Origin of the sequence: Cryobacterium cryoconiti (assembly GCF_004403065.1) — a bacterium.
Lineage (GTDB): Bacteria > Actinomycetota > Actinomycetes > Actinomycetales > Microbacteriaceae > Cryobacterium > Cryobacterium cryoconiti.
The window spans coordinates 1-22,130 of sequence record NZ_SOHA01000005.1 but is presented as its reverse complement, the minus strand read 5'-3'; the positions used below and the strand labels follow the sequence as shown (position 1 = coordinate 22,130).

The 22,130-nt window shown below is 67.7% G+C and carries 23 protein-coding genes; 8 read left to right on the top strand and 15 right to left on the bottom strand.

What is annotated here, in order from left to right; genetic code table 11:
* Nucleotides 1-6: 6 nt before the first annotated feature.
* Genes malQ through E3T49_RS01460 form a run of 4 tightly spaced genes read right to left on the bottom strand, consistent with a single transcriptional unit; the run spans nucleotide 7 to nucleotide 4,378 of the window.
* Nucleotides 7-2,154, bottom strand: a complete 2,148-nt coding sequence (malQ, locus tag E3T49_RS01475; RefSeq protein ID WP_134422819.1) for a 4-alpha-glucanotransferase — start codon at nucleotides 2,152-2,154, stop codon at nucleotides 7-9.
* 44 nt (nucleotides 2,155-2,198) lie between these two features.
* On the bottom strand, nucleotides 2,199-2,930 hold the full coding sequence (locus E3T49_RS01470) for a glutamine amidotransferase (protein WP_134422817.1): 732 nt from the start codon (nucleotides 2,928-2,930) through the stop codon (nucleotides 2,199-2,201).
* A gap of 27 nt (nucleotides 2,931-2,957) precedes the next feature.
* Entirely contained in the window at nucleotides 2,958-3,953 is a 996-nt protein-coding gene (locus E3T49_RS01465) for a DUF389 domain-containing protein (protein WP_134422815.1), read from the bottom strand.
* A gap of 11 nt (nucleotides 3,954-3,964) precedes the next feature.
* Complete coding sequence (locus E3T49_RS01460) at nucleotides 3,965-4,378, bottom strand: VOC family protein (protein ID WP_134422813.1); 414 nt, start codon at nucleotides 4,376-4,378, stop codon at nucleotides 3,965-3,967.
* 38 nt (nucleotides 4,379-4,416) lie between these two features.
* Between E3T49_RS01460 and E3T49_RS01455 the strand changes: the two genes are divergently transcribed.
* The 3 genes from E3T49_RS01455 to E3T49_RS01445 are packed head-to-tail and all read left to right on the top strand — an operon-like array spanning nucleotide 4,417 to nucleotide 6,184.
* Complete coding sequence (locus E3T49_RS01455) at nucleotides 4,417-5,433, top strand: 1-phosphofructokinase family hexose kinase (protein WP_241972582.1); 1,017 nt, start codon at nucleotides 4,417-4,419, stop codon at nucleotides 5,431-5,433.
* Nucleotides 5,430-5,738 carry a hypothetical protein gene (locus E3T49_RS01450; RefSeq protein ID WP_134422811.1) on the top strand — a complete coding sequence of 103 codons (309 nt, stop codon included), beginning with the start codon at nucleotides 5,430-5,432 and terminating at the stop codon, nucleotides 5,736-5,738. Before E3T49_RS01455 ends, E3T49_RS01450 begins: the two co-directional genes overlap by 4 nt.
* The gene (locus E3T49_RS01445; protein WP_134422809.1) at nucleotides 5,735-6,184 is read left to right on the top strand and encodes a DoxX family protein; all 450 of its coding nucleotides are present in this window, start codon (nucleotides 5,735-5,737) and stop codon (nucleotides 6,182-6,184) included. The genes E3T49_RS01450 and E3T49_RS01445 overlap by 4 nt, the downstream gene beginning before the upstream one ends.
* A 309-nt stretch (nucleotides 6,185-6,493) precedes the next feature.
* Here the strand turns inward: E3T49_RS01445 and E3T49_RS01440 are convergent, their stop codons facing one another.
* From E3T49_RS01440 to E3T49_RS01420, 5 genes are all read right to left on the bottom strand, one after another.
* Nucleotides 6,494-7,051, bottom strand: coding sequence for a hypothetical protein (locus E3T49_RS01440; RefSeq protein WP_134422807.1), 558 nt, complete (start codon nucleotides 7,049-7,051; stop codon nucleotides 6,494-6,496).
* Between the two features lie 75 nt (nucleotides 7,052-7,126).
* Nucleotides 7,127-7,576, bottom strand: coding sequence for a DUF4383 domain-containing protein (locus tag E3T49_RS01435; RefSeq protein WP_134422805.1), 450 nt, complete (start codon nucleotides 7,574-7,576; stop codon nucleotides 7,127-7,129).
* Between the two features lie 90 nt (nucleotides 7,577-7,666).
* Complete coding sequence (locus tag E3T49_RS01430) at nucleotides 7,667-11,059, bottom strand: ATP-binding protein (protein WP_166785441.1); 3,393 nt, start codon at nucleotides 11,057-11,059, stop codon at nucleotides 7,667-7,669.
* On the bottom strand, nucleotides 11,056-11,766 hold the full coding sequence (locus tag E3T49_RS01425) for a DUF4194 domain-containing protein (RefSeq protein WP_134422801.1): 711 nt from the start codon (nucleotides 11,764-11,766) through the stop codon (nucleotides 11,056-11,058). Before E3T49_RS01425 ends, E3T49_RS01430 begins: the two co-directional genes overlap by 4 nt.
* Nucleotides 11,759-13,261, bottom strand: coding sequence for a DUF3375 domain-containing protein (locus E3T49_RS01420; protein ID WP_134422799.1), 1,503 nt, complete (start codon nucleotides 13,259-13,261; stop codon nucleotides 11,759-11,761). The genes E3T49_RS01425 and E3T49_RS01420 overlap by 8 nt, the downstream gene beginning before the upstream one ends.
* A 114-nt stretch (nucleotides 13,262-13,375) precedes the next feature.
* Between E3T49_RS01420 and E3T49_RS01415 the strand changes: the two genes are divergently transcribed.
* The gene (locus tag E3T49_RS01415) at nucleotides 13,376-13,681 is read left to right on the top strand and encodes a hypothetical protein (protein ID WP_134422797.1); all 306 of its coding nucleotides are present in this window, start codon (nucleotides 13,376-13,378) and stop codon (nucleotides 13,679-13,681) included.
* A gap of 23 nt (nucleotides 13,682-13,704) precedes the next feature.
* Here the strand turns inward: E3T49_RS01415 and E3T49_RS01410 are convergent, their stop codons facing one another.
* The 4 genes from E3T49_RS01410 to E3T49_RS01395 form a co-directional block, all read right to left on the bottom strand.
* The gene (locus E3T49_RS01410) at nucleotides 13,705-14,445 is read right to left on the bottom strand and encodes a cytochrome c biogenesis CcdA family protein (RefSeq protein WP_134422795.1); all 741 of its coding nucleotides are present in this window, start codon (nucleotides 14,443-14,445) and stop codon (nucleotides 13,705-13,707) included.
* Entirely contained in the window at nucleotides 14,445-14,930 is a 486-nt protein-coding gene (locus tag E3T49_RS01405) for a thioredoxin family protein (protein WP_134422793.1), read from the bottom strand. Before E3T49_RS01405 ends, E3T49_RS01410 begins: the two co-directional genes overlap by 1 nt.
* Before the next feature lie 101 nt (nucleotides 14,931-15,031).
* Entirely contained in the window at nucleotides 15,032-15,496 is a 465-nt protein-coding gene (locus tag E3T49_RS01400; RefSeq protein ID WP_134422791.1) for a methyltransferase family protein, read from the bottom strand.
* A 70-nt stretch (nucleotides 15,497-15,566) separates the two neighbouring features.
* The gene (locus E3T49_RS01395) at nucleotides 15,567-16,358 is read right to left on the bottom strand and encodes a GntR family transcriptional regulator (protein ID WP_134422789.1); all 792 of its coding nucleotides are present in this window, start codon (nucleotides 16,356-16,358) and stop codon (nucleotides 15,567-15,569) included.
* 89 nt (nucleotides 16,359-16,447) lie between these two features.
* Here E3T49_RS01395 and deoD point away from each other — a divergent pair, with 89 nt between their 5' ends.
* Nucleotides 16,448-17,158 carry a purine-nucleoside phosphorylase gene (gene deoD / locus E3T49_RS01390; protein WP_134422787.1) on the top strand — a complete coding sequence of 237 codons (711 nt, stop codon included), beginning with the start codon at nucleotides 16,448-16,450 and terminating at the stop codon, nucleotides 17,156-17,158.
* Nucleotides 17,158-18,573, top strand: a complete 1,416-nt coding sequence (locus E3T49_RS01385; RefSeq protein WP_134422785.1) for an MFS transporter — start codon at nucleotides 17,158-17,160, stop codon at nucleotides 18,571-18,573. The genes deoD and E3T49_RS01385 overlap by 1 nt, the downstream gene beginning before the upstream one ends.
* 53 nt (nucleotides 18,574-18,626) lie before the next feature.
* On the opposite strand, the gene E3T49_RS01380 is transcribed toward E3T49_RS01385, so the two are convergent.
* Entirely contained in the window at nucleotides 18,627-20,135 is a 1,509-nt protein-coding gene (locus E3T49_RS01380; RefSeq protein ID WP_134422783.1) for an HNH endonuclease, read from the bottom strand.
* Nucleotides 20,136-20,304: 169 nt separating this feature from the next.
* Here E3T49_RS01380 and E3T49_RS01375 point away from each other — a divergent pair, with 169 nt between their 5' ends.
* Together E3T49_RS01375 and E3T49_RS01370 are read left to right on the top strand one after the other, a co-directional pair.
* Nucleotides 20,305-20,646: a PadR family transcriptional regulator gene (locus E3T49_RS01375; RefSeq protein ID WP_134422781.1), complete on the top strand. Its 342-nt coding sequence runs from the start codon at nucleotides 20,305-20,307 to the stop codon at nucleotides 20,644-20,646.
* Nucleotides 20,643-21,635, top strand: coding sequence for a permease prefix domain 1-containing protein (locus tag E3T49_RS01370; protein WP_134422779.1), 993 nt, complete (start codon nucleotides 20,643-20,645; stop codon nucleotides 21,633-21,635). The genes E3T49_RS01375 and E3T49_RS01370 overlap by 4 nt, the downstream gene beginning before the upstream one ends.
* A gap of 45 nt (nucleotides 21,636-21,680) precedes the next feature.
* Here E3T49_RS01370 and E3T49_RS01365 read toward each other — a convergent pair.
* A partial coding sequence (locus E3T49_RS01365; RefSeq protein ID WP_166785440.1) for an aggregation-promoting factor C-terminal-like domain-containing protein occupies nucleotides 21,681-22,130 on the bottom strand: 450 nt, incomplete at its 5' end.

The following is a 22,130-nucleotide window of genomic DNA, read 5'->3' as shown; positions in this document are numbered from 1 at the left end:
AGCGACTCAGGGTGCGGTACGGATCGCCTTCACGAGAGCGGCGAGGCGCGGGTTGGCGGCCAGGTCGTCGATCAGGACGCTCGCGCCGTCGGGGCCGGCCAGCGGGACGCGCCAGTTGGGGTACTCGTTCGTGGTGCCGGGCTGGTTCTGCGTGCGGCGCTCGCCGACCGCGTCCACCAGCGCCACGCCGAGGAGCGACGACGGTGTCAGCGCGGTGTAGGCGTACAGCGCCTCGACCGTCTCCTGCACGGTCGGCGCCGGCTCGGTGCCGACCGGCGACAGCAGTCCGCGTTCGCGCAGCGCGGCCAGCATGGCGGACTGTTCGGCGTGGTCGGCGGCGCGCTCCTCGGCCACTGGCCGCCCGAGCAGCCCGAGCGACTCGCGCAGGGCCACGTGGTCACCGGCGAGGTAGCCGGCCGTCGGGGGCAGGTCGTGCGTGTTCACACTGGTCAGGCACGCCTGCCGGTAGCGGTCGGGGGCCAGCGGCACGTCGTTCTCGCGCTCGAACCACAGGATCGAGGTACCGAAGATGCCGCGCTCGGCGAGGTAGTCCCGCACCCACGGCTCGAACACGCCGAGGTCTTCGCCGATCACGATTGCTCCGGCCCGCTGGGCCTCGAGGGCGAGGATGCCGATCAGGGCCTCGTGATCGTAGTGAACATAGGTGCCCTCCCCCGGGCCGGCCCCGACCGGGATCCACCAGAGTCGGAACAGTCCCAGGATGTGGTCCACCCGGATCCCGCCGGCGTGGTGCAGGATGCTGCGGAGCATGTCCCGGTAGGCGGCGTAACCGGACTCGGCAAGCCGGCCCGGGTGCCACGGCGGCTGGGACCAGTTCTGGCCCTGCTGGTTGAACATGTCCGGCGGCGCGCCCACGGTCATGCCCGGCGCGAGCACGTCACGCAGGGTCCAGGCGTCGGATCCGGTGAACTGCACCCCGACCGCAAGGTCGTGCACGATGCCGATGGTCATCCCGGCATCCGTCGCCGCACGCTGCGCGGTCTCGAGCTGCTGGTCGCAGAGCCACTGCAGCCAGCAGTGGAATTCGACGCGGTCCGCCAGCTGCTCCCGATGCTCGGCGGCGAACGGGCCGCGGGGGCCTCGAGGCTCGATCGACCATTCCGGGGCATCCGCCGGGAACAGCTCGGACAGGGCGCACCAGAGTGCGAAGTCGGCGAGGCCCTGGCCCTGCTCGGCACGGAACGTCTCGAACCGGTGTTCGCGCGCGGCACTGCGCCGCACCTGGTGCACGGCTTCCAGCGCGGTCAGCTTGGCGGAGTAGGCGGAGTCGCGGTCGAGGTGGTCGGGCTCCAGGTTGGCCGGATGCTGCCGGGTCGCCAGCGACTCGACGACGGCCCGCGCCTCCGGGGTCAGGTAGGCGTACTCGGGCACGTCCTCCACACGGAGGTACAGCGGGTGGAAGAAACGCCGGCTCGACGGCAGGTAGGGGGACGGCTCGACCGGCGGGGCCGGCTCGGACGCGTGCAGCGGGTTGACCAGCACGAAGCCGGCACCGTACTGGGCACCGGAGATGGTGGCGAGGTCGGCGAGGTCGGCGAAATCTCCGATCCCCCAGGACCGCGAGGAGCGCACCGAGTACAGCTGCGCCATCAGACCCCAATCCCGGCGCCCGGCCAGGGCACGGGTGGTTTCCAGCATCGGCGGGGTCACGACGAGGGCGCAGTCCGCCTCCCGGCCGTCGGCCGCGGCGTGCAGCCTGTGCCAGCCGAGGGGCAACCGGGCGGGAACCGAGAAGGTCGCCTCGCTGATCGGGACGCCGTCGACCGTGTGCGGCGTGGTCCGGGTGCCCTGCTGCGCCACGTCGTGCCGGGTGCCGTCCTCGGCGATGATCCAGACCCGTGCCGTCGAGCCCGGGTGGGTGTGCACGGGGACGTCGGCCGCGTTGCCCGCACGCACGACGACGACGGGCGGCAGAAGGCGGCGCCGCGGAGCCTGGGACTGTTCCGTCAGCGAGGCGTCGATCTCGGCGGGTGTGCCGGCGGCCACTCCGAGGGCAGCCAGAACGGCGCGCAGGGTTCCGGCCTCGACGGGCCTCGAGGCGCCGTCCCAGCCGGTGACGGAGGTGTCGACGCCGAGGGATCGTGCCAGTTCCAGCAGTGCCGCCGCAGAACGGTCGGTTGGTTCAAGTTCCATGGAACCACTCTAGGTGCGGGACCTGCCCCGGACCGGCTGTCGCCTCACCGACCGAAGCGCTCGACGAAGGCCTTCATCAGGTTGGCCGGTTCGGTGACGATGGACGCGTCGATGGCGGCGATGACGTCTTCCATGGCGTCGGGATCGAAGTAGCCGTATTCCCGGTAGATGCGAATGCGGGTCAGGATTCCCGCATTGGTCAGCTCGGGGTGGAACTGCGTCGCGTACACGTTCCGGCCGACCCGGAAGGCCTGCACCGGACAGTTCTGCCCGGTGGCCAGCAGCACGGCACCCTCGGGGAGCGCCGAGCACGCCTCCTTGTGTCCGACGAAGGCCTCGAAGCTCGGCGCGAGCCGGGCGAAAAGCTGATCGGATGCCCCCGCGTCGGTGAGCGAGATCCAGGCCGGGCCGGCCTCCTCCGACCAGGTGCCGTCGAGCGTTCCGCGCAGGTGGCTCGTGATCAGCCCCACCCCGTAGCAGGCGCCGAGGAACGGGAAGTCCCGGTCGAGGACCCGGTCGAGGAGTTCGGCCAGCTCGCTCTCGACGCGGCGTTGCACGGGCGACTTGACCGCGGGAGCATCGCTCGCGTTGAACGGGCTGCCACCCACGATGATGCCCGAGTACGCGTCCAGGTCGATCGACGGCATCGGACCGGCCTCGAGTCGCACCCGGTGCAGTTGCTCGGGCAGCAGTGCCCCGGCCTCGAGGAAACCGGCGTACTCGTCGTCGGCGGCCTCGTCCTCGGAACGGGTGGCCAGCAGCAGGAAGGGCTTCACAGCCTCATCGTAGCGTCGGCCTGCACGTCAGTAGTCGACGGTGTACGCGGGAACCAGCACGAGCCTCACCTGCTTCGGGTCGAGTCCGCCGGCGCGCAGTTCCTGCTCCAGCACGGTGGTGTCCGGCAGCGGGAGGGAACCCTCCACGCTGACGACCACCGTATTGTCGGGGTCGGTCGCCACGCGCTGCAGGCGCCAGCCGGCATCCGTCGCCCAGCGCTGGGACACCGACTGCACGGATGCCTCGAAGATGCTCGAGCGGGCCACGCTCACGCTTGAGACGCTCAGGGGCACGAGCACGATCACGCCCATGGCGACGGCGACCAGGATGCCGTTGCGCCGGTGCGTGCGACGCGCCCGCGGGGTGGCCGGGGCCTCACCCAAACGGTTGACTCCGTAGAGCGCCATCACGACGATGCCGGTGCCGAGGATCGCCGCAACGTTCGTCATGAAGAGGAGCAGCGCACCGAGCGATTGCAGCAGTGCACCGGCTTCGAAGGTGAAGCCCACCACCGAGAGGGGCGGCACGAGCGAGATCGCGATGGCCACGCCCGGCAGTGCGTCGGAGATGTCCCGGCGGACCAGGGCGATGGAACCGACCACCCCGGTGCCGAGAGCAGCGAGCAGGTCGATCAGGCGCGGATGAACCCGGGCGGCGACCTGCGAGTTGTTCTCCGCCAGGACGTCCACGGGCAGCAGCAGCCCGACCAGCACGGCGATGCCGATGGCGGCGGCGGCACCCGCCAGCATCAGGCCGATCGACCGGCTGAGGTTCTTCGGATCGCCGAGGACCGTGGCCAGCATGGTGCCCTGGATCGGGATCATCAGCGGGGCGATGATCATCGCCCCGATCACGGTCGCGGTGGAATCGGAGGCGACACCGGCAGCGGCGATGACCGATGCCAGCACGAGCAGGATCCAGAACCGGCTGACCCGCTCGCGAAAACGCGGCCCCTCGTAAAACACGGTCTCCCGCATGTAGGCCACATCGTTCATCGCGAGGCGGGGCAGCTTGATCTCCATCCGCCGCGGTTCTACGCGGGTGCAGCGATGTTGACCATCCAGGTCACGCCGAATTCATCGACGCAGATCCCGAAGCTGTCATCCCACGGCGACGGCGACAGCGGCATGACGGTCGTGCCGCCGGCCGAAAGCTTCTCCCAATAGCCGCGCAGCACCGGGTCGTCGTCGCCGCTGAGCGACACGGAATAGTTGGTCCCCGGCCGATATTCCATCCGGTTCGGCGTATCGGAGCCCATCAGCACCAGGCCGTCGTCGGTGCTGAGCATGGCGTGCATGATCTTGTCCTGCTCGGTCGGATCATCACTGGCCTGGAACTCGCCGAAGGTGCTCAGGGTCAACACCCCGCCGAAGACCCTCTGGTAGAACTCCATCGCTTCCCTGGCGTTGTCGCGGAATCCCAGGTAGGGATTGAGCCGTGTCGTCATGGTGAACCTCCTGGCATCGGTGAGTGGATGCTCCGATTATGAGCCGGACCCCGCGCCAGCACGAGGCACGCCCGGAAGTCTTCTACGCTGGGGACATGGACGTCTCCCGGGCCGCTACTGTGCGGCCGATTCTCACCCTCACCGTCAACCCCGCACTCGACGTGAGCACGTCGACCGAGCAGGTGGTCAGCGAGCACAAGATGCGCTGCGGCCGGTCCCGCCTCGACCCGGGCGGCGGCGGCGTGAACGTGGCCCGGGTGGTGCAACGGCTCGGCGGGCAGGCCCTCGCCGTCTACACCGCCGGCGGCCCGACCGGGGAGGCCTTCCGCCGGTTGATCGAAGCCGAGCGCATCCCGACCCTGGCGGTGCCGATCCAGGGAAGCACCCGCGAAAGCTTCACCGTCGATGAGACGGGAACGGGCAAGCAGTTCCGCTTCGTGCTGGAGGGTCCCGAGCTCAGTGAAGCCGAGTGGCGGGCCTGTCTCTCCGTCGTCGAAGAGGCGATACCGGTGGGCGGCTATGTGGTCGCCAGCGGCAGCCTGCCGCCGGGAGTGCCGGACGACTTCTATGCCCGGGTGACCCGGCTCGCGAACGAGCGCGGCGCCCACTGCGTCGTGGACACGTCCGGCCCGGCGCTCGCTGCGGCGCTCGCGGAGGGTGTCTACCTGGTCAAACCCAGCGGACGCGAGCTGGGTGAGCTCGTCGGTGCAACCCTCGACACCGAGCAGAGCAAGATCGACGCGGCCGCCGAGCTCGTCGCCCGCGGATCGGCGCAGATCGTCGCCCTGACGCTCGGCGGAGCGGGTGCCGTGCTCGCCACGACCAGCGGGATCATCCGTCTCGGGGTGCCGCAGGTCGAGGTGAAGAGCACCGTCGGGGCCGGCGACAGCTTTCTCGGCGCCTTCGTCCTGCGGATCGCGCAGGGGCACCCGGTGGACCGGGCCTTCCGGGCTGCCGTCGCCGCCGGCAGCGCCACCGCCATGACCCCGGCCACGGAGCTCTGCCACCGTGCCGACGTCGAGCGGCTGGAAGCCGACCTGGTGGCGCTCGCATGAGACTCACCGCGATTGATCCGCCCAGCCGCAGCTTTTCCCGCTGGCTCACCGACGAGGAGGTCGGGCAGGTGCTCGCCGCCAGCCGCGGGTGGCGGCTCGCCGCCGACGGCAGGGTGATGGCCGGCACGTTACGCAAGACTCGCATCGCCCCGTCCCTGGCTGCGCTCGGCGCCACCGCCGCAGCCGAGCGCTGGGTCAGCCGCCCCGCGGCGCCCGGTAGCGACGGCAGCGGACCGACACACATGATGTGGGGCGTCTTCAACGCCCGGACCGACGCCGAAATCGCCGCGAAGGTCGCCGCATGACCGCTGGCGGAGCACCTGGAACCGGTCGTACCGTGACCTCGATCGCCCGGTTGATCGCCCGGTTGGCCCTGGGAGCGTTCCTGCTCTTCGCCGGGATCAGCCACCTGGCCTGGAACAGGCAGGCGTTCCTCGCCCAGGTGCCCACCTGGCTACCGCTCGAGGGCGATTTCGTCGTGCTCGCGTCCGGAGTGGTGGAGATCACCCTGGGCCTGGCGCTGCTGTTGCTGGCCCGGCGCCAGGTTCAGGTGGGCTGGGTCGTGGCCGTGTTCTTCCTGGCGATCTTCCCGGGCAATATCTCCCAGTTCGTGACGCAGACGGATTCGTTCGGCCTGGACACGGACGTCGCCCGCGGCATCCGCCTGCTGTTCCAGCCGGTGCTCGTGCTGTGGGCACTGTGGTCGACCGGAGCGTGGCGTGCCTGGCGTGCGAGCCGGAAGGACTCCTGACGTGCGACTGATTCGCGACTGATTCAGCCACGTATTCAGGATCCATACGGCAAATCCGATACCCCATGGGGTATGTTGAGCAGACAAGTTCAACGAAAGGGATCAACAGATGTGCCGTCAAGTTACGTGTAAGAAGTGCGGAAAAACGACCTGGGCCGGGTGCGGTCAGCACGTCGACCAGGTGATGCGAGGCGTTCCGGGAGCACAGCGGTGCCGCGGCCACGAGAACGATGCACCCACCCCCGGTTTCTTCGCCCGGCTTTTCTCCCGCAGCTGAGCGCCGTCCGGCCGTCGGCGCCGGCGGCCGCGTCAGTAGTCGCTGGCGTCGGCGCCGATCGCCGCATCGTGCTTCAGCTTGAGCAGGGCCAGGTCGATGTGCAGGAACACTTCGGTGCGTGCCGCCCGGCGTTCCTCGTAGTCGGGATCCCGCCAGTCGATGTTCAACTTGATCAGGCGTGAGGACACCGCGTCGCTGACCTCGTCGCTCGCGGCGCGCTGGGCCCGGCGCACGAGACGCGCGACCCGATCGTCGTCCGCGGCCACTTCCTCCAGAGCCACCGCCAGCTTCTCGTGCACGCGCCGGCGGAGCTTGAGCTGGCTGATGTCGTGGATCTGGTCTTCCGAAAGGTCGGCGGTCCACCGTGATTTGATCAGCGCCCTGCGCATTTGCTTCACTCGCAGGGCGTATTCCTCGTTTTGACGAGTGAGCAGGTGCAACTCGTGCCGCGCCATCGCCGCATAGTGCTCGGGGTCGTAGTCGGAATGCTCGCCGAGCGCACCCACGATGATGTCGTTCTTGACCGCCATACGAACGGCGGAGAGCGCGATTGTGAGCCCCTCATCGACGATCAGCTTGATAGCGGTCACGCTACAAAATCTTAGCGGGCAGACGCGCTGGAACCAGGGCCCTCCTCCTCGACGAAGGCCCTGATCCGGTGCGTGTCACTCGGTGTCGCTGGTGTAGGTGCTCTGCTTCTGCGCGGTGGTTGTCATCGCCGGTGTCGCACGCCTCTCCGCCGCCAGGGCGACGCCGAGCAGTGCCACTCCGGTCACGAGGTTCAGGACGTGATCGGCCGTGTTCAGCGCGAGATAGTTGAACTCGGTGCCGACGATGAAGAAGCCGATGATACCCATCAGCAGCAGGATGCCACCGACGGTTCCGTTGACGATCTTCGCCGCCCGGACACTGGCCACCCCGCCGATCAGCAGGGCCGCTCCGAGGAGCATGTAGACCACGTTGAGCATCGGGTTGACCTCGAAGGTGCCAAGGAGCAAGCCACCCTCCGTCGCAACGAAGCCGACGTTGCCTGTCGCAGTGAAGCCGAGCAGGCCGAGGAGGAGGAACAGTGCTCCGAGGACGATTCCGAACATCCGGTTGAGGGAACTAGTCATTGCGGGCCTCCTTAGGACCACATTTGTTGGTACACAAGGTGTTGGTGGAACATTCCCAGTTTTCGCCCGGTGCGGACAACGCGCAAGGCCCTACCGTGTGGGTTGCGGAACCGGCTGCGGCGAGGACAGCGGGGTGATGTACGAGAACCCCGTCGTGTTGTTCTTGGTCATCGAGAGCACCAGTTCCATGTGCGGCTCGAGCGCCGTGACCTTGTCAAGCGGGGAACCGATGATGAGCTGGAAGCCCAGCCCCTTCCAGGCGGCCACAGCCCGGCCGGCGAATTCGGAGTCCGATTTCACGAATCCCTCGTCGAGGAAGACCGGGGCGAAGCGCGGGCGGGTGCGGCTCTCGTCGCCGAGCTGGAACCGCAGGGCGGCTCCGACGACGAAGGCCACCAGCTCCTGGGACTCGCCACCGCTCTTGCCGCCGAGAGAGGAGTAGGTGCTGACCTCCACACCGTCGGGGGTGGTACGCACGGCGGTGATCTCCACGTGCCGGCGCACATCGAGCAGCAGGTCGCGCTGCGTGTCCTGCCGGGACCCGTCGGCGGGACGGCGGATCAGCCCCATGAACGCCTGCAGCCGGGTGAACCGGCTCTCGGTCTGCTCGTCGGTGAAGGCGACGGTGGATCCCCCGGACAGAGCCTTGAGCTCCTTGCGGAACGCGGTGGCATCGTCGCGGTGCAGGCGGCGCAGACTGATCTGGAGCCGGTCGCGCCCGGCGCCGAACGGCAGGGTGGTGAGGATCTCGTTGATCGGGCGAAGCCGATCCTCGATCTCCTCGATGGAGGTGGTGAAGGCCCCGACCAGCGGAACCAGGTCTTGACCGCTCCAGAGCGCCAGGCGCCGTTTCCATTCCTGGCGTCGCTCATGAAGTCCGAGCGTGTAGACGGCGTCGAGGATGTCCCGGTAGCTCGGGTAGGAATCGAGCGAGACGCCGATATTGGGGTCAGGCCAGCGGCTCTGGAAGGTCTCGAAGATGCCGATCAGGGTGTTGCGGGCGCCGGCGGCGCTGTCCCGGTCCTGGCTGGACTGCTCGGTCAGGCGCTCGCGCAGGCGTTTGATGGCCCCGTCGAACGCGTCGAGATCGTGCTGGTCGGCGACGGCCGCGAACTGCGCGTCGAGGTGGGTGGCATGCTCCTCGGACAGCTGCAGAGCGGCTTCCGGGTCACCGTCGATGCGATCGAGCCGGCTGGTGACGGCATCCTGCCGGTCCACGATCCGGCCCTGCTCGGTCACGAGGGCCTGCAGCGCTCCCTCGGTGGCGTGCTTCTGCTTCTGCGCGGCCTCCAGCTCGGCCGCCAGCCGCTCTTCCTCGTCTTTCAGCGCGCGAAGCACGTCACTGTCGGCGAGGACCCTCTCCCGTTCGGCCTGCTTGTCGGTGATGCGGGCGTCCGCGGCGGCCACGTCGATGACCGAAAAGACGGCGTCGGCGACGACCCGGTGCGCCGCGTTGCGGGCTCGCAGGTCGGCCAGGCGCGAACCGAGACCGGATGCCTCCCGTGCCAGGGTGTCGGCCGTGAGCCGCAGGCGGGCCAGCTCCCCGTCGATGTCCTGCAGGCGGGTGCGGCTGGAGAAGCCGATGATCGACTTCTGGTCGCTGTTCCAGCCGTGGGCGCCGCGGGAGCCGTTGCGGGTCTGCCCGCTCGGCGTGACCCGAGGGCCGTTCCCGCCCAGGTCGGCCGCCGTGGCGACGCACTCCGCGTCGAGGTTCGCGGCCTGCACCCGATCCTGCACCCAGCCGCTGAAGGGCGAGTCCGTGAAGACGAGTTTGCCCGACACGAAGCGGGGGTCGCCGTCGATCTCCTGATGGCCCCGCAGGGGAACCCCCTCGAAGTGGATGCGCACCGGGATGCGCAAAGGGTCGATGGCCAGGCTGAGTGCACGCAGGCGGGTCTCGTCGACAAGCATGACGCGCGAGACGGAGGCGAGGGTGACCTCGGCCGCCTGCCGCCAGGACTCTTCGCCGGGGGCCAGATCGATCAGCTCGGCCAGGAACGGCAGTTCCTCGGCGGGGATACCCGACGCCTCGGCGATCAGCAGCCGCGCGCTGTGCAGGTGCTGTGGGACCAGGCTGGCCCGGCCCGAGAGGAACGTGTGCTCCTGTTTCAGGACGCGGAGGTTCTCCTCGATCGGGTAGGCGGTGCGCTGCACCGCGGTGCGCTCATCCTCCAGGTCGGTCTCCGCGGAGGGAAAGCCGGCCAGGAACGCGTCGGCGTCGGCGCGGGCCCGGTCGAAGTCGTCGGCGGAGTCGATGGAGAGCCCGAGCGGCTGGATCCGCTCGTCGAACTTCGCCCGTTCGGCGGCCACGTCGTCACGTTTGTCTCTCAGCTGTCCGAGCTCGTTCTGCAGGCTGACGAGAACGTCTCCGCCGTTCTCGCGCTGCTGACGCTGGAGGTCGGCGACCCGAACCTTCAACTCGGTTTCGGCATCCCGCGCCGCCGTTTGCCGCACCTGGGTTTCACGGCGCTGCAGCCGGTTGGCGTCGGCGGCTCCCTCGAGCAGGGTGTGCTCGGTGCGCAGCTGCCAGAGCACGAAGGGGGTGTCGCCCGAGCGGTGCACGCCGAACGTGTCGATCAGGTCGGCCTTGTCGGTGGCCGTCTCATAGGCGTTGTGCAGATCGGGCAGGCGTTCGAGCACCTTGGCCTTCTGCGCCTCGGCGACCATGGCCCCGTAGGAGCGTTCCAGGTCTTCGAAGTGGGCGACGGCCTTGTCGGCGGCGGCATAGGTGGCCGGTTCCTCCAGCACCATCGACTTGTAGAGCCCGTCGACCGTCTTGACCTGCTGGCCGGCCTGGATGCGGGCGAGCAGCCGCAGGGCCTTGCCGCCCTCGCCGTTGGCGCCGATGCCGAGGCGGGTGTAGAGGGTCTGGGCGAACGCCGCGTAGGTGTCGAAGACATCCAGTTCGGGGAACCGGGATTTCAGGGCGCGCTTGTCGAACCGGGACTCGGTCACTTCGGCCAGGTCGCGCAGGTCGAGGTAGCCGTCGATCGTGGCCATCTTCATGGTGATATCGGCGAACCGGGTGCCGCCGCGAGGCACGAAATAGGCCCGCAATACGGTGAACCGGCGCTGGTTGTCGTCGATGAAGGTCATGGCAACGGCACCCCAGGTGGACTCGTTGGCACCGCGGAGCACCTGGTCCTGCAACTCCCCCGTGCCGGCCTCCCGGTTGGCGTCGGTCTTGCCCTTGAGATAGGTCATCAGGCTGCGCTGGTCGGCGCTGCGCGCACGCCCCGAGCCGGCGTCGTTGGACGCGCCGTTGAACGGGGTGTCCGAGGGCATCATCAGGGCGAGGTAGGCGTCGAGCAGGCTGCTCTTGCCGGTTCCGGAGGCCCCGGAGACCAGGGTGGCCGTCGGCGCGAAGGCGATCTCGTGGTGGCCCTGGAATCCGCCCCAGTTGACCATCTGGAACGATTCGGCGCGCCACTGCGTGGTGCCCTCGGTCAGACCGTCGACGAAGAACAGCGGGGAGTCGGTCATGCGAGGGCCTCCGGCAGAGCGGTGAGATCGGCGAGGTCGAGGTCGGCGTGCTCCGGTAATTGCGCTGAAGAGCCGGGATCGGCGTTGTGGCTGACCAGCCATTCGAGCAGTTCACTCAGGCGTTCGACCGGCAGCAGCACCTCGATCACGGCGGAGACACGGAACCGGTCGGGGTCGCTCGTCTTCAGCAGCACCCGCGCCTTGGCGAGTGCGTCCACCGCTGCCGCGGCCCGGCGTGCGTCGCCCCAGCGGTCGGTGGCGTGCTCGGGCCGGAAATGCCCGACGTTCTCGACCAGGTTGACGCGGTCCACGATGACGATGTCCTGGCCGTTCGCCCGTTCGCTGCGGAAGCGCTGGCGCAGCAGCACCAGCAGAATGGTCTCTTCGCGCGTGTAGGACACGTCGTGCAGCAGGGTGGGGAACCGGTCACCGCCCTCGGCCACCGCCTGCCGTTTGAACGCCACCTCGTAGTGCCGGTCGATGTGCAGGTCGAGGAACATGTCGTTCAGGCGCGACGTGAGCAGGCTCTCGGAGCGCAGCAGGGTCTGCCACTCGGCCGGCTGCAGCGCAGCGGAGATGTAGCGGTGCTTCAGCAGCAGCACCAGGGTGCGGCGCTGCTCCACCGTGAGCCCGCCCTCATCGCCCTCGAACAGGGAAAAGCTGGGTGAGTCGAAATCGGTGGGCTCGTCAGTGTGCTCGTCAGTCATCGTCAGATCCGTAGTTCAGGGCGGACAGCGCCGCGGTTTCGTCGTCGTTGAGCATGATTCGGGGCACCGCGAAGCTGCGGGTGGAGCCGTCCGGCCGGACGGTTTCGAAGCGCTCGAGGGTTTGAGCCCGGCTGACCGCGTCGATCTGGGTGGCGATCTGCAGCATCCCCAGGATTTCGACCGGCCTGCGCAGGGCAGGGTCGAGCTCGTTGAACGCGTCGCCGACGGATGCCGCCTCGCCGTGGCTGAAGGCCGTCACGATCGCGTCGCGCAGCTCCCCCAGCAGCGGGCCGCCCTGCTGGCGCATCTCGTCGAGACTCGGCGGCAGCGGGGCGTCGTCGGAGACATCCTGCAGCGCAGGCGGGGCCCGGTGGGCACCCGGATCGTAGAACCGCTCCCGGAGGTGCTCCACGTCGAGGGTTCCCGGCATGAGTTCGGCGGTGACCGTGGAGCGGGGCCCGGCGGTCTCCATCCAGAGGGCGAGTTCCTTGTTGATCTCGCGCAGCAGCCGTTCGAGCTCACGGTCCTTGACCACGTCGTGGTTGACGATGTGCTCGCGCAACGTGGTGGTGAGCCCGTTGCGCTGGGTGAGCACAGCGTCGATGCCCTTCCGGATCAGGCGCACGGTGCCCATGAAGCCGCGACGCTCGATGGAGCTGAGCTCGAGGGCGAAGGGGTGCAGCAGGATCGTCTCGAGGTCGTCGCCCAGTTCCTGCAGGAGGTCGTCGTTGCGGAGCAGAGCGAAGGCTCCCTCGAAGGCCCGGCCCTCCGGGGTCGACGTCATCAGAGCATCCGTTTTGGAGAGGTACTCGTCGAGGACCTCACTGATCGGGCGTTCCTCACCGCGGAAGTCGTTGACGATCTGCCGGTGCATGGCGGCAACGGACTCTTCGACGCGCTTGAAGTCGCTGGGCAGCTGATTGATCAGGTCGATCAGGTTGACATAGCCCTCGTGCATCTGCTCGTTCGAGGCAGCGGCGATCTCGCCGCCGGCCGCGAGGCGGTCACGCTCGGCCGTTTTCTCGGCGATCTCCTGGTCGAGGCGACGGATGCGCTCCTCCCGGTCAGGGTTGGCCTGCGTGGCGCGGTGGCGCACCGTGTCGACGATCGTGGTGAGACGGGATTCGCTGATCAACGCCCGATCGCGGGACAGGCTCTCGACCAGCAACAGCGCCTCGAGGGCATGCGACGTGAGCGAGTAGTGCTCCTCATCGCCCTCCCCCGTTTCGCGGTAGAGCCACTGATCGTTCATCCACTGCACGCAGAGGGCGCGGCCGGTCTTTCCCGGGACGTCACTGCCGACCGACCGCAGGTCGGCGAGGTACGCGTCGACCTGGGCGTGCAGCAGGTCGGCCTGCACGCTGCGCCGGTCGCGGCTGAAGGAGGACTTGAACACGAAGAGCACGAACGGCGCCCACTTGCGGTCCAGCAGGCGCAGGGTGGGCTTGTCGAACGCTTCGCGCACCCGTGCCAGTTCGCCCGCAAGCTCGCTCATATAGAAGTTCCTTTCCGGGCCTCCTCAAGGGTAGCCGCCCCCACGCACGGGCAGGGACGCGGTCTGACGGGCCCTGGCGTGTGAGACTGTCACGACAAGCTGAAGGAGCGACAAGTGGACGACCCGCGCGCGAACATGGAGGGCAACAATCTGCTGGGTCTCGGGGCACCCCACCTGGACTGGTCGAAGACGCCGGGACGGGTGCCGGGTTTCTGGGTGTCGGTCGTCAGCGTCGTCCTCGCGGTCCTATTGCCTTTCCCTGCCCTGTTCGCGGCTCTGATCGGGCTGTCCCTCTCCCTCCGGGCCTACGGTGTCATCCCGGCCGGCGCCCGCGGTCGCGGGCTGGTGCTCGCGTCGCTGGCGCTGTCGGGCACCGCCATTCTGGCTGTCGGGGTGCGTCTGGTTCTGATCTTTCTCTAGCCGGTTCGGCCTGGCCGGGAGGGTCAGGAGCGCAGGAGCTCCTCGAGCCCGGCGATCGGGTCGTACCAGCCGAGATCGAGGATGAACGACTGCAGCGTCTTGTCGAGCCCGAACAGAACGGCCATCCCGACCAGGATGAAGGCCACGCCGACGGTCCGGCGGAACCATCCTGCGGGATCGGCCAGCCAGCCCAGTCGCTTGGCGAAGGACCGGCCGAGGTACGCCACGAGCATCAGCGTGCCTGCCAGACCGGCCGCATAGACGACGATGTAGAGCAGACCCTCGCCGAAGGAGACCGGCAGCACCGTCGCGACGATGAGCGCGTAGGTCGGGCTGCAGCTGCTGAAGACCGGCCCGAGCGCCGCCCCTGTGAGGATGTCTCCGCCCAGGCTCTGGCGTCCGATCGACGCGTCCAGGGCGCGGTTGCTGCGGTTCTGCAGGCCGAGGGCCGAGGACACCCGCTCCCAGAGCGTGGGGACCAGCAGGTTCACGCCCAGCAGCACCACGATGCCGCCGGCGATCACCTGCCACACCTGCGGCGGAATACCCAGCAGAGCCGTGGTCGCCTTGAGCAGCAGGGTGAATGCGACCACGCTGACGGCGAGGGAGGCCGCGATGACCAGCGGGCGGAGGCGCGCCCGACGCGGATCGGCCTCCTCGCTCACGATCGATCCCCCCACGATCACGGGCAGAAGCGGCAGCACGCAGGGTGCCGCGACGGTCAGGATGCCCGCGGCCAGGCTGACCAGGAGCAGACCGTCCACTACGGGGCAGCCGCGACGAGTGCGTCGACGCTGGGGTCTTCGGCGAGGATCGTCTTGCCGAGTTCGGAACCGTCGTCATCGACGTAGACCACGGTCGTCTGCAGGGTGACGCCGTACTGCTGACGCAGGTCGACGGCATTGTCGAAGTCGACCTTGATGATGGTGAGCCCGGCCGGGAGCGGGCCCGCGTTGATGTCTTTCTCCAGCGCCCGGCAATTCGGGCACCAGGAGGCGTGGAAGAAGAGCACCTTGGTGCCCTCGGTCTTCGCGATGATTCCGTCGGAATAGTCGATGTAGGCGCCTGCTGCCGTCGCCGGGGTGGGGGCCTCGCCGGCCGCCGGTGTGGCCGGACTGGCAGACGTGCCTGCCGGGTTGTCGGCCTGGCTTTCAACCTGCGTGCCGGCGGTGCTGCTTGCGCAGCCGCTCACGCCGACGACCACCGCAACGGTCAGTGCCAGTGCGGCAGCGCTCCTGTGCATGTTCATGGGGTTCCTTTGGCCACGGCTCTCACCGATAGGGGCTTGTGTCTAGTGCTTCCATCGTTGCCGATCCAGTGTCCGTCAGGTCTTACGGATTGCTTACGGCGTCACGACTTCAGCCGGCCGATACCAGGCAGGAAACGCCCGACGCGGGCGCCGTAGTCGGCGTAATCGGGGTGCTCGGACACGAGCATCCGTTCTTCCCAGCGCGCTTTGCCGGCCAGGAGCAGCACCAGGGCGAGCCAGGTGAGAATGTGCAGGGCCGAGGCGCCGATCAACGCCAGGCCGAGGCCGCCGGTCATCAGTCCGGTGTAGATGGGGCTGCGCACGAGGCCGTAGACGCCGCCGGTGACGAGGGGCGCGTGTTCCCGCGGGATCGGGCTCGCCGTGAGGGCCGGGCCGAGGCCGAGCACTCCGAGAACGGCGATGACCGCACCGGCGAGGGCGAGCAGGATCGTGACGACGACGACGCCCGGACTCACCGGCCACAACGTGCTGTGAGGCAGGAAGGCCAGCGCCAGCAGAAGCACGAACTGGGCCGACACCAGGGCAACCGCGAGCGCACGTTTCATGGCTCGAGGTTACGCCCCGGCGCCGGTCACCGGTGTCAGGCGGCAGCGCCGTCGCGGTCGCGGTCGCCGACTAGTTCGGGTTGTGCTGCATTATCGACAGCGCCCCATGGCCGGGCGCGATGACACATTTCGCGGCGTAGAGCGGCACTCCGCCCAGACCCGCCGTCTGGGTGAGAATGAGGACCGCCACAGACGGGTCGATGTTCAGCAGTTTCGCTCGCGTAGGGCCGGCGTTGGTTGCGACGACCTGACACATTCCATTCGTGAAAACGTGGCCGTCGGCCTGCATGGATGCGAGGAGCGTGCGGGGTGCCGCGGCCATCTCCGGGAGTTCGGATGCGATGCGCGCGCTCACATCGCTGAGGTAGCGCCCAGCGGGGAGATGTTCCTGAACGAGGGCCAGGGGAACACCGTCCTGCAGCAGGACACTCTCGCGGATCCAGGCGTTGGCAGCCGGGTCGAGCGCGAGCCGGCTGGACACGAAGTCGGTGAAGCCCTCCAACTCGAAGCGCACCGGCTGCACGGTCATCGTCGTATTCGGTTCGGCCAAGGCGATCTCAAATGGCCGCATCTGTTCCAGACCGCCGTGCGGGATCGAGTCCGTGACGAATCGCCCGACTCCACGACGGGTGACCAGCAACCCGTCTTCTTCGAGGAGCATCAGCGCCTCGCGCACAGGTGTGCGGCTGACGCCGAGCAGTGCGGAGAGCTCGGTTTCCCTGGGCAGCATCTCGCCGAGCCGGAACACGCCAGTGCGGATCCCCTCGGCGAGCCGCGTGTAGACAGCGACTCGAATCGGCTGCCCGGCGGCGAGCTGGAGCTGCTGTCCCAAGAACGTGTGGGGATCCAAACGGGTCGTCACGAGACCTCCTTGTCACTCTGACGTTATCACGTTTTACATGGTACTTGAGAGGTGTAACTTCATACTGCAGTCCAGACGAAGGAGTCACCATGACCACGACCAGCACACCGCACATTGATCCGAAGGGAGTGGAGATCGCCGAGACCATCCTCCTTCCCGGCGATCCCCTACGAGCGAAGTTCATCGCTGAGACGTACTTCGATGACGTCCGCTGCTTCAACGAGGTTCGCAACATGCTGGGCTTCACGGGCACCTACCAGGGACGCCCTGTGTCCGTCATGGGCACTGGGATGGGCATTCCCTCCATCTCGCTCTACAGCTATGAGTTGATCCACCACTTCGGGGTGAAGAACCTGATTCGCGTCGGTACCTGCGGCGCCCTGCAGGAGAACATGGACCTCTACGATGTGGTCATCGCCCAGGGGGCATCGACCGACTCCAACTATCTGGACCAGTTCAACCTGCCCGGCCACTGGGCGGCACTCTCGTCGTACCGGCTGCTGGAGCAGGCCAAGCGAGTCGCCGACGAGCGCGGTCACCGCACCCACGTCGGCAACGTCCTCTCATCCGACGTGTTCTACAGCGCCGATCCCGACGCCCTGAGCAAGTGGATGAAGATGGGCATCCTGGCCGTCGAGATGGAGTCGGCCGGGCTGTTCGCCAACGCCGCGGCCGCGGGCGTCGATGCGCTCGCCATCTTCACTGTCAGCGACCAGATCGTCACCAACGCCAAGACCACCCCGGCAGAACGGCAAACCGCCTTCACCGCCATGATCGAGATCGCGCTGGAATTGGCCTGATGAGTACCGCAACCCAAACCACAGCCCCGGCCCGGGTCTTCACGCCGAGCCGTGCCGTCCCCGTCCTGTTGTTCCTCTTCGTCTTCTCGCTGGTGCTGGACAACGGCTTCAAGTTCATGTCCCCGGCTTTGGCAGAGAGCCTCGACCTCCCGGTCAACACCGTCAGCCTGCAAGCCACCCTGGCCGGAATCCTGATCGGTATCGGGGCCGTGGTCTACGCCGCGCTGGCCGACTCGATCAGTATCCGGAGACTCATCATCTTCGCGATCATCGTGATGACGATCGGGTCACTGATCGGCTTCGTCTTCCAGGGCGACTTCTGGCTGATCCTGGTCGGCCGGCTGATTCAGAGCGCCGGCCTGGCGGCCGCCGAGACCCTCTACGTGATCTACGTCACCAAGCACTTCACGGGCGACGAGCAGAAGAAGTACCTGGGCTTCAGCACCGCTGCCTTCCAGCTGTCCCTGTTGATCGGCACAGTAGGCAGCGGGTTCATCGCCACCTACATCGGCTGGGCTGCGTTCTTCCTGGTCGCGTTATTGTCCCTGCTGGCCATCCCGGTCGTGTTGCGGACGGTCTCCACGGAGACGACGGGCGGCGGACGCGTCGATGTGTTCGGCCTCTTCCTGATCGCGGTGTTCTCCACCGGGCTCATCCTGTTCATGCAGAACTTCAACGCGTTGTACCTGCTGCCCGTCGGCGCGGGGCTGATTCTCTTCATCTGGCACATCCGGACCCATGACAACGCCGTGATCACGAGCGCGTTCTTCGCCAACGCCCAATACTCGCTCATGATCATCGTGGTGTTCGTCACCTACTCGGTGCAGCTGGGCTACACCTTCCTGTTCTCGTTCCTGATTTCCGACGTGTACGACTACAACCTCGGCGAGGTCTCCCTGCTGCTGATCCCCGGATACATCGCCGCGGTGATCGTCGGCACCGCAACCGGCAAGATCGCCCGGTTCCTCACCTCCAAGCAGGCCATCACCATCGCCCTGATCGTGATCGTCATCGCGATGCTGATTCCGGCTCTGTTGGTGGGCCAGTGGATCGGGATCTTCGTGATCTCGATGATCCTGTTCGGGATGGGGTTTGCGTTGATGTACGGCCCGCTCGTGTCGACCGCCGTCATGCGGGTACCGGTCGAGAACACCGGTATCGCCATCGGCTTCTACAACCTGACCATCAACATCGCCGTGCCGGTCGGGATCGCCTACACGGCAGCACTGATGAAACTGCAGCCCAACCTCCTGGGCGGTATCACCGGCACCGACCAGGCATCCTCCTACGGGTCGATTCTGTTGATCCTGACCGGGGTCGCTGCCCTCGGACTCGTGCTCTACCGCGTCTTCGTCGGGGTTCTGGAGCGCACGGACACCGAGGTGACCACACCAGGCGGCCGTGACGATCGATGAGGGAGTTTCACGAGACATTGTGACCCCAACCGACCGCTCCGGTGCAGAACGGCCTAGAAGGGCGGCGGATCGGCCACGTCGCCCGGAGGCTCGAACGGGATCGCCGGTTCCGATCGGTAGTGCAGGCCGCTGGGCGCCGTCCAGTGCAGCTCGCCGCCTGGCGACTGGGTCACCGCCCAGTTGGTTTCGGCCTTCAACCGATGGTCGGGCGCGCAGAGGCTGGCGAGGTTGTCGTAGCGGGTGATCCCGTCGGCCTGCCACTCGTGGGTGTGGTCCATCTCGGCTCGGGCCGCCGGCCGGTTACAGCCGGCGAATCGACAGGTCTCGTCTCGGATCACCAGGAGTCGCCGGAGGTCTTTCGGCACGCGGTACTGATTCCGGCCGACCGATAGCATCACCCCGGTCTCGGGATGAACGAGGATGCGGGTGAAGCTCGGGGCTCCTGCGGCCAGCTCGCGGGCCGTCTCGGGGTCGATCGGACCGCATCCCTCGAGGTGACCCGGCTCGTCGCTGCGGCCCAGCAGGGTGAGTACGGGCACCGTCACATTGACGGTGGCGCGGATGCCCCGGCCGAGCCCCGCGGGAGTGACGCCGTCGATCAGGAGGGCCGCGAAGGCATCCGCCCGGAGCTGGGCCAGGGTGCGGGGTTCGTCGGGGCCTTGCAGGCTGGCCGCCATGTCGTTGACTCGGTGGAAGATCGCCTGGGCGACCGGCAGCTGCTGGTAGCTGTGCAGCCAGCCCATGCCGTCGGCTGCGGGCTCGAACACGAGGGTGCGGTCGGACTGGCTCTTCGCCCGGCGGGCGGTGATCGACTCCGGGTGGGTTTTCTCACGCACCCGGCGGGCCTCGCGGTCGAACTGGGCCACGGTGAGCCGCTTCGCTTCGGGCAGCATCCTGGCCTCGAATTCGGGCCGGGCTGCCTCGGGCAGGGACGCTGCATGTTCCATCAGCAGCCGCACGTGCGCGTAGCTGATCTGGCCGGTGGCGAGGGCATTGCGAGCGGCCGTGAACGTGCCGGTGAGGGCCTCGCTCTGCGACATGAGGTTGGAGGCCGAGGCCTGCGAGATGTGCAGCGCACAGGCAAGCTCGGAAACCGCGGTGCGGTAGGCGATTTCGAGGGCGTCCCACCGGGTGCCGGCCACGCCCGCCGACACGGCCTCGCTGTCGGCGGCGCTCTCTGCCGTGCTGTCGACCGTACTGTCTAAGGTGCTGTCGAGATCGGGCGCGAGCCCCCGCTCGGCGGCCTGGGCCAGCCTGGCCCGGCGGGCCCGATCACGTTCGGCGGCGAGTTCGTTGGCGAGGCACCAGGCCCGCACCTGGTCGACCGCCTCGGCCCGCGCCGCCGCCACCGACGCGAGCAGTCGATCGGCGGCAGCGGCCGCGGAAACCAGCTCCGCCAGCACGCGCATCCTCCGATCGAGGGAGGCAGCGTCGCCGGACGATTCGGCCGTGACGATGCCGAACGCGCCGCCGTCGTCGAGCTCCTCGATATCAATGCCCTCGACATCGACACGCCCACTATCGAAGGCCTCGATGTCGCTGAGATCGGCCCGGTTGTCCATATCAGAAGTTTAGCACTTTTAGAATACATGTTCTATAGCAGAAGACATTAAGTTCTAAATTCATCGAATCTACTTCATCTCAGGCCTGCGTAGCCGAACGAGGCAACCGGGTCCTCGGAAATCACCTGACTCTTGACGATAGTGTGTGGTGCACAGTATGGTGAGCTGCATGAAGGATAGTGACGACTTCGACCCGCAACTCCTTGAATTGCGGCGCGGCACGATCGTGCTCGCGTGCCTGCACCTTCTCCGCCATGCCGGCTACGGGTACGGGCTGCTCGAGGATCTGGCCCGGCACGGCTTCGCCGCCGACGCCAACACGCTCTATCCCCTGCTTCGCCGTCTGGAGAAGCAGGGCTATCTGACGAGCGAATGGAACACCGAGGAATCACGTCCTCGCAAGTTCTACCTCACCTCGGCCGCCGGCCTCCGACTGGCCGACACTCTCACAACCGAATGGGCCGCGCTGACCGAAGCGATCGCGTCCCTCACCCATGGGAGAACTGAATGACTGCCACTCTGACTGACCGTTATATCTCCGCGACCGTGCGCACTCTTCCACAGGACGCACAGGCGGATGTTCGCGCCGAGCTCTCGGCCGCCATCGCCGACGACATCGAAGCACGCCTTGAGCAGGGCGAAGTGCGGCAGGACGCCGAGCGCGCCGTGCTCACGGCCCTCGGCGATCCGGATGTGCTGGCCGCCAGCTACGCCGACCGCCCCCTGCAGCTCATCGGCCCCAGGTACTACCTCACCTGGTGGAGGCTGCTGAAACTGCTCTGGACCATCGCGCCCGTCACGGCTGTCGTGGGCGTGCTGATTGCGCAGCTCATCGCCGATGCGCCCATCGCGGAGACCATCGGAGTCCTCCTCTCCGTCGCGATCGGAACGATCGTGCACGTCGGCTTCTGGACGACCCTGGTCTTCATCATCCTGGAGCGCACCGGGGCCGACACCGGCGAACGATGGACGCTCGATGCGCTTCCCGAGCCGCAGGAGACCGGTGCCGGGCGTGGCGACCTCATCGCCTCGCTGGCGTTCCTCGGCCTCGCCGCGGGCGCTCTGCTCTGGGACCGATCCATCGGATTCGTCCTCGTCGCCGAGAACGGCGTGGACATCGGCGTCGGCCTCGGATCGCAGACCACTGCGATGCCGGTGCTCAATTCCGAACTGTGGCCGTGGTGGCCGGGCGGAATGCTCATCCTCATCGCATTCGAAGCAGCCCTGGCGATCGCGGTCTACGCGCGCCACGGCTGGACCACCGGCTTCGCGTGGCTGAACACGGTGCTCGCCGTCGTCTTCTCGACGGTGATCCTGTACCTGCTGATCACCAGTCAGCTGTTCAACCCGGAATTCGTGGATTACACCCTCGGCCGAGGGAATGTACCGCCGGAAGTGGGCCGCATCCTGGCCATTCTGCTCGGAGCGGGAGTGGTCGGAGTGTCCCTCTGGAACGCTATCGACGGATGGTTGAAGTCCCGTCGGTCAGTGGCGCACTGACCGGTCAGTGGCGCACTGACCGGTCGGCGCGAGCGCGACCCGACCTCAGTACCAACCAGAGGCCACCGACTTGTTCCAGGCCCCGCAGGGGTTGCCATAGCGGTCCGCGATGTAGCCCAGACCCCAGGAGATCTGGGTTGCCGGGTTGGTGGCCCAGTCGGCTCCGGCCGAGGCCATCTTGCTGCCGGGAAGCGCCTGCGGGATGCCGGTGGCGCCGCTGGACGGGTTGTAGGCATTCACGTTCCAGCCGGACTCCTTATTCCAGAGGCTGACCAGGCAGCCGAGCTGGTCGGCCCCCCAACCGTACTTGGCCGCCATCATGTCCCGGGCGATGGCCTGGGCCCCACTGGGGTTGGTGGGGGCGGCAGGGCGGGCAGGAGCCGGAGCGGCGGGCTTCGGGGCCGGAGCAGAAGGCGGCGGTGTGGCAGCCCTGGCCCGGGCGGCAGCCGCAGCCTGCGCCTGGGCGGCGGCCGCGGCATCGGCCGCAGCCTTCGC

Excerpts from the sequence above, each read along its gene's own strand:
- E3T49_RS01405 (WP_134422793.1), bottom strand. The coding sequence starts at position 14,930 with ATGAACATGCACAGGAGCGCTGCCGCACTGGCACTGACCGTTGCGGTG.
- E3T49_RS01385 (WP_134422785.1), top strand. The coding sequence starts at position 17,158 with ATGAGTACCGCAACCCAAACCACAGCCCCGGCCCGGGTCTTCACGCCG.
- E3T49_RS01380 (WP_134422783.1), bottom strand. The coding sequence starts at position 20,135 with ATGGACAACCGGGCCGATCTCAGCGACATCGAGGCCTTCGATAGTGGG.
- E3T49_RS01435 (WP_134422805.1), bottom strand. The coding sequence starts at position 7,576 with ATGACTAGTTCCCTCAACCGGATGTTCGGAATCGTCCTCGGAGCACTG.
- E3T49_RS01430 (WP_166785441.1), bottom strand. The coding sequence starts at position 11,059 with ATGACCGACTCCCCGCTGTTCTTCGTCGACGGTCTGACCGAGGGCACC.
- malQ (WP_134422819.1), bottom strand. The coding sequence starts at position 2,154 with ATGGAACTTGAACCAACCGACCGTTCTGCGGCGGCACTGCTGGAACTG.
- deoD (WP_134422787.1), top strand. The coding sequence starts at position 16,448 with ATGACCACGACCAGCACACCGCACATTGATCCGAAGGGAGTGGAGATC.
- E3T49_RS01425 (WP_134422801.1), bottom strand. The coding sequence starts at position 11,766 with ATGACTGACGAGCACACTGACGAGCCCACCGATTTCGACTCACCCAGC.
- E3T49_RS01370 (WP_134422779.1), top strand. The coding sequence starts at position 20,643 with ATGACTGCCACTCTGACTGACCGTTATATCTCCGCGACCGTGCGCACT.
- E3T49_RS01465 (WP_134422815.1), bottom strand. The coding sequence starts at position 3,953 with ATGGAGATCAAGCTGCCCCGCCTCGCGATGAACGATGTGGCCTACATG.
- E3T49_RS01400 (WP_134422791.1), bottom strand. The coding sequence starts at position 15,496 with ATGAAACGTGCGCTCGCGGTTGCCCTGGTGTCGGCCCAGTTCGTGCTT.
- E3T49_RS01455 (WP_241972582.1), top strand. The coding sequence starts at position 4,417 with ATGAGCCGGACCCCGCGCCAGCACGAGGCACGCCCGGAAGTCTTCTAC.
- E3T49_RS01420 (WP_134422799.1), bottom strand. The coding sequence starts at position 13,261 with ATGAGCGAGCTTGCGGGCGAACTGGCACGGGTGCGCGAAGCGTTCGAC.
- E3T49_RS01375 (WP_134422781.1), top strand. The coding sequence starts at position 20,305 with ATGAAGGATAGTGACGACTTCGACCCGCAACTCCTTGAATTGCGGCGC.
- E3T49_RS01445 (WP_134422809.1), top strand. The coding sequence starts at position 5,735 with ATGACCGCTGGCGGAGCACCTGGAACCGGTCGTACCGTGACCTCGATC.
- E3T49_RS01450 (WP_134422811.1), top strand. The coding sequence starts at position 5,430 with ATGAGACTCACCGCGATTGATCCGCCCAGCCGCAGCTTTTCCCGCTGG.
- E3T49_RS01460 (WP_134422813.1), bottom strand. The coding sequence starts at position 4,378 with ATGACGACACGGCTCAATCCCTACCTGGGATTCCGCGACAACGCCAGG.